This window comes from Megasphaera cerevisiae DSM 20462, from assembly GCF_001045675.1.
Taxonomy (GTDB): Bacteria; Bacillota; Negativicutes; order Veillonellales; family Megasphaeraceae; genus Megasphaera; species Megasphaera cerevisiae.
Genome location: NZ_LEKT01000158.1, coordinates 1 through 681 on the forward strand (window position 1 = coordinate 1; position 681 = coordinate 681).

Annotated in this window: 1 protein-coding gene; it reads right to left on the reverse strand. The window is 44.2% G+C overall.

Annotated features, from left to right (window positions below; all coding sequences use genetic code 11):
- Positions 1-339 precede the first annotated feature (339 nt).
- On the reverse strand, positions 340-681 hold a 342-nt coding region (locus tag AB840_RS15525; protein ID WP_152669429.1), incomplete at its 5' end, for a transposase.

Below are 681 nucleotides of genomic sequence, written 5' to 3' on the forward strand. Positions count from 1 at the left end.
AAGAAGGGCTCGTTCTCCAGCGAGGAATCTGTCTTCAAGGTTCTCTATCTCAGGGTAAAGGAACTCTATGCCAAGTGGGAAGGGCATCATATCCAGAACTGGGCGATGGTCAGAAACCAGTTGGCTATGGATGATAAGCTGCAAGCTCGTATCCTGAAATACGAGAAATTTTAAAGCCAGCAATCACTGGTAACGCATCTTCTTTTATGATACCTAAAAAAACTTACACACTTAACTTGACAAACCCTTCTTTGATGGGCATAGGTGGCAGGAATTGAAAAAAAAACGAGGCCGGTTTAGCAATCGGCCTCGTTTTTTACTCATTCAATTATTTAATGTCTACTGCGCAAAAACCACATTGGGACACGGCAGCCATTTTAAGGCCCGTTTTACTTTCCACAGCAGTACCTGTAGATAAAATAAAATTGGCGCACACTGAATAGCCTGGAGTTTTCCCAGGTTCAGTGCCAAAATAGACAGCGCTATCACACTCTGTGTCGTTTCTTTCAGATAGGTTCTGATTTGAGTAAGGCCAAACCGACGTTTCGCTAAACTGAAAGCTCGTTCTACTTCCACGCGATCGCAATTGTCTTTGTATTCTAATCGTCTGTCTCTGACAGCATCCTTCTTGGGCCGTCCTAAGGCCGGCCCCGACAACCGGATACCTCTTTCTTTACAATA